The sequence below is a fragment of the Hydrogenophaga sp. genome (assembly GCF_035481345.1).
In the GTDB taxonomy this organism is placed as follows: domain Bacteria; phylum Pseudomonadota; class Gammaproteobacteria; order Burkholderiales; family Burkholderiaceae_C; genus Hydrogenophaga.
In genome coordinates this window covers 1-4239 of sequence record NZ_DATIGV010000167.1, presented here as the reverse complement: position 1 = coordinate 4239, position 4239 = coordinate 1, and the positions used below count along the sequence as shown (strand labels likewise).

Annotated in this window: 6 protein-coding genes and 3 tRNA genes; all 9 read right to left on the bottom strand. The window is 67.4% G+C overall.

All coding sequences use genetic code 11. From position 1 onward, the window contains the following. The coding region (locus VLG41_RS17265; RefSeq protein ID WP_325350625.1) for a GTP-binding protein at positions 1-189 on the bottom strand (189 nt) is incomplete at its 3' end. A gap of 47 nt (positions 190-236) precedes the next feature. Beyond that, positions 237-311: transfer RNA gene (locus VLG41_RS17260), tRNA-Thr, on the bottom strand. Between the two features lie 55 nt (positions 312-366). Beyond that, positions 367-440, bottom strand: a tRNA-Gly gene (locus VLG41_RS17255). 30 nt (positions 441-470) lie between these two features. Next, positions 471-556 (bottom strand) — tRNA-Tyr (locus VLG41_RS17250). Between the two features lie 63 nt (positions 557-619). Then, complete coding sequence (locus VLG41_RS17245; protein ID WP_325350624.1) at positions 620-1309, bottom strand: uracil-DNA glycosylase; 690 nt, start codon at positions 1307-1309, stop codon at positions 620-622. Continuing rightward, entirely contained in the window at positions 1306-2106 is an 801-nt protein-coding gene (gene trpC, locus VLG41_RS17240; RefSeq protein ID WP_325350623.1) for an indole-3-glycerol phosphate synthase TrpC, read from the bottom strand. The genes VLG41_RS17245 and trpC overlap by 4 nt, the downstream gene beginning before the upstream one ends. Positions 2107-2116: 10 nt before the next feature. Continuing rightward, on the bottom strand, positions 2117-3166 hold the full coding sequence (gene trpD, locus VLG41_RS17235) for an anthranilate phosphoribosyltransferase (protein ID WP_325350622.1): 1050 nt from the start codon (positions 3164-3166) through the stop codon (positions 2117-2119). 13 nt (positions 3167-3179) lie between these two features. Next, positions 3180-3827, bottom strand: a complete 648-nt coding sequence (locus VLG41_RS17230) for a LysE family translocator (RefSeq protein ID WP_325350621.1) — start codon at positions 3825-3827, stop codon at positions 3180-3182. Between the two features lie 12 nt (positions 3828-3839). Beyond that, positions 3840-4239: beta-eliminating lyase-related protein (locus VLG41_RS17225; protein WP_325350620.1), on the bottom strand; the 400-nt coding region annotated here is incomplete at its 5' end.

The window sequence follows — 4239 nt, the reverse complement described above, 5'->3', positions numbered from 1 at the left end:
GATGGTGATGCCGCGCGCCTTCTCTTCCGGAGCCGCGTCGATCTGGTCGTAGGCCTTGGCCGCGCCGCCAAACTTGCTCGCCAGCACCGTCGTGATCGCCGCCGTCAGCGTCGTCTTGCCGTGGTCCACGTGCCCGATCGTTCCAACGTTCACGTGCGGCTTGGTCCGCTCGAATTTTTCCTTAGCCATTTCTTCAGCTCCAAAAACGAAATTGCCGAAACACCCAATCAAGCAACTGGTGCCCATGGCGGGAATCGGACCCGCGACCTCTCCCTTACCAAGGGAGTGCTCTACCACTGAGCCACATGGGCCAAGGCGCCGGCTGAGCCGACACCCGGGAAACTATCACTCACAGCCAACAGGACATGGAGCGGGAGACGGGAATCGAACCCGCGTCATCAGCTTGGAAGGCTGGGGTTCTACCATTGAACTACTCCCGCCCGGGCTGGCATGTCACATCGGTCGCGCTTTGGTGGAGGAGGCTGGATTCGAACCAGCGTAGGCGTAAGCCAACAGATTTACAGTCTGCCCCCTTTAGCCACTCGGGCACCCCTCCATAGCGCAGCCGACGATTATGCCATGGAAATGTGGCAGCCGCCCAGTGTCTCAGGACGGGGCCTCACCACTGGATGGGCGCACCGCCCTGACGGGCCAACCAGGCGTTGACGGCGCCCAAATGCCCACAGCCGAGGAAGGGCGTCGGACCGCGCCGGGCGGACAGCGGCGAGGGGTGGTTGGCCTGCAGCAGATGATGGCGGGAGTCGATCAGAGCCGCTTTTCTCTGAGCGTGAGCGCCCCAGAGGAGAAAGGCCCGGGGATTCACCGATGCCCCTACGTGGCGAATCACAGCGTCAGTAAGCACTTCCCAACCTCGCCCGGCGTGACTGGCAGGCGCACCGTCCTCCACCGTCAGACAGGTGTTGAGCAGCAGCACACCTTGCTCGGCCCAGCGCACCAGGGAACCGCTCATGGGCGGCGGCAGGCCGAGGTCGCGTTGGCGCTCCAGGAAGATGTTGCGCAGGCTGGGCGGCCACTTCACGCCCGGCGCCACGGAGAAGGCCAGGCCCTCGGCCTGACCGGGGCCGTGGTACGGGTCCTGCCCCAGGATTACCACACGCACCGAATCGGGCGGCGTCAGCGCGAGCGCGCGCAGGGGCTCGGGCGGGTAGATGGTGGCACCCTGCGCCAGGCGCTGCGCCAGGAAGGCGGCGAGCGACATCCCCGTGGGCGAAGCCGCGAACGCGTCCACCACCGGTGCCCAGCCAGACGCCACGGACCAGTGCGCGAAGCTGGCGCTTTGCAGCTTCATGCGAACAGCTCGGCCAGCGCCAGACCCGGCTCCTCCGCCCGCATGAAGGCCTCGCCGACCAGGAAGGCGTGCACCCCAGCCGCGCGCATGGACTGCACGTCGGCCCGCGTGAGGATGCCCGATTCGGTGATCAGCAGCTTGTCGGCCGGCACCTCGGGCAAGAGGCCGAGCGTGGTCTGTAGCGACACCTCGAAGGTCTTGAGGTTGCGGTTGTTGATGCCCAGCAGCGGTGTCCTGAGCTTGAGCCCCCGTTGCAACTCCTCACGGTCGTGCACCTCGACCAGCACGGCCATGTCCAGGTCCATGGCGATGGCCTCGAGTTCGGCCATGCGCGCGTCGTCCAGGCAGGCCGCGATGAGCAGGATGGCATCCGCGCCCATGGCCCGCGCCTCATAGACCTGGTACGGGTCGACCATGAAATCCTTGCGCAGCACGGGCAACTCGCAACTGGCGCGCGCCTGCTTGAGGTAGTCGGCCGACCCCTGGAAGAACTGCCGATCGGTCAGCACCGACAAGCAGGCCGCGCTGACGGCGCCATCGCCCTCGGCGTAGCTCTGCGCGATGTCCGCGGGAATGAAGTCCTCGCGCAGCACGCCCTTGCTGGGGCTGGCCTTCTTTACCTCGGCGATCACAGCCGCCTGGCCGGCGGCGATCTTGGCGCGCAGCGCGCCGACGAAGTCGCGCGTGAGCACGCGGCTTTCGGCGTCTTCGCGCATCGCCTCCAACGGCCGTTTTTTCTTCGCGGCCGCCACCTCCTGGTGCTTCACTGCCACGATCTTGTCGAGGATGTCGCTCATGTCCGCCTCCTCACGCCGCCGCGAAGGCCTTGAGCTGCTCGAGCTTGGCTAGCGCTGCGCCCGAGTGCAGCGTGCGCCGCGCCAAAGCAATGCCCGCCTCCACGTCGGCCGCGACGTTGGCGGCGTACAGCGCCACACCCGCGTTGAGCACCACGATCTCGCTCGCGGCCTTGAAGGCCGGATCCTCGCGGCGCTCCAGCACGCCCAGCAGCATGTCGCGCGAGGCCTCTGGCGTGTCCACGCGCAACGCACGGTTGCTGGCCATGGTCAGACCAAAGTCCTCGGGGTGGATTTCGTATTCGACGATCTCGCCGTTTTTGAGCTCGCCCACCATGGTGGCCGCGCCCAGCGAGACTTCATCCATGCCGTCGCGGCCATAGACCACCACGGCGTGTTCAGCGCCCAGGCGCTGCAAGGCGCGAACCTGAATACCGACGAGGTCGGGATGGAAAACACCCATGAGGATGTTGGGCGCGGACGCCGGGTTGGTGAGCGGACCCAGGATGTTGAAGATGGTCTTGATGCCGAGCTCGCGCCGCACCGGCGCGACGTTCTTCATGGCCGGGTGGTGATTGGGCGCGAACATGAAGCCCACGCCCACCTGCTCGATGCAGCGCGCGATCTGCTCGGGCGTGAGGTTGATGTTGACCCCCAGGCTCTCCAGCACGTCGGCGCTGCCGCTCTTGCTGGAGACGCTGCGCCCGCCGTGCTTGCTGACGCGCGCGCCCGCCGCGGCCGCGACGAACATGCTGCACGTCGAGATGTTGAAGGTCTGCGAGCCATCGCCGCCCGTGCCCACGATGTCGACCAGGTGCGTCTTGTCGGCCACGTGTACCTTGGTGGAGAACTCGCGCATCACCTGCGCGGCGGCGGTGATCTCGCCGATGGTTTCCTTCTTCACGCGCAGGCCCGTGATGAGCGCGGCCATCATCACGGGCGACATCTCGCCGCTCATGATGAGGCGCATGAGGTGCAGCATCTCGTCGTGGAAGATCTCGCGGTGCTCGATGGTGCGCTGCAGGGCCTCCTGCGGCGTGATGTGGTGGATGCGTTGGACCATGTGTTGCGTCTCCTCAGGCTCGGGAAGAAGGGTGATCGGTGAAGGCCAGGCGCAGGCCGAAGCCGATGAACAATGCCCCAGCGGCGCGGTCCATCCAGCCCATGACGCGCTGCAGCGTGTGCAGGCGCCGCGCGGCCCAGGCGGCCAGCCAGGCGTAGCCCAGGTTGATGGGCAGCGAGTTGAGGTTGAACAGCACACCCAGGAGCAGGAAGCTCAGCGCCGGGTGCGCGGCGTCGGGGCGGATGAACTGCGGCACGAAGGCCAGGAAAAACAGCGCGACCTTGGGGTTCAGCACGTTGGTGAGGAAGCCGCGGCGCCACACGGCCCACAGATCGGTCTCGACCGGCGAGCCCTCGTCCAGCGACAAGCGCCCACCGCGCGAAAGCAGCAGCTTCACGCCCATCCACAACAGATAGGCCGCGCCGATCCACTTGAGCACCGTGAACGCGGTGGCCGAGGTGGCGAGCAAGGCGCTGAGCCCCGCGGCCGCGGCGAAGACGTGTACGAAGCAGCCGCTGATGATGCCCAACGCCGCCACCATGCCGGCGCGTGCGCCGCTGCGCAGGCCATGGCTGACGATATAGAGCACGTCCGGGCCAGGCGTGAGGTTGAGCAGCCAGCCGGCCGCGATGAACAGAAGCAGTTGCGGCAGCTCGGGCATGGTGGGCTCCGTTCAGTACACTGCGTGGCCGCGTGAAGCGTTGCCAGCCGGCGCAGGTTGATGGAAGAAGTCGCGCACGCTCGCCAGCGCGCGGTCGATGCCGGCCGCGTCCACGCCCAGGTGCGTGACGAAGCGCAGGCCGATCAGCCCAGTGGCCAGCACACCCTGGCGCTCCAGGTGGGCGAGCAGATCAGGGCCCCGGCCATTGGCCACGTCCACGAAAACGATGTTGGTCTGCGCCGAGCGCACCGTGAGGCCCTCGATGGTCGCGAGGCCCTGGGCCAGGCGCTGCGCGAGCGCGTGGTCATCGGCGAGGCGGTTCACGTGGTGGTCCAGCGCGTGCGAGGCCGCCGCCGCGAGCAGGCCCGCCTGGCGCAGGCCGCCGCCCACCATCTTGCGCCAGCGGCGCGCG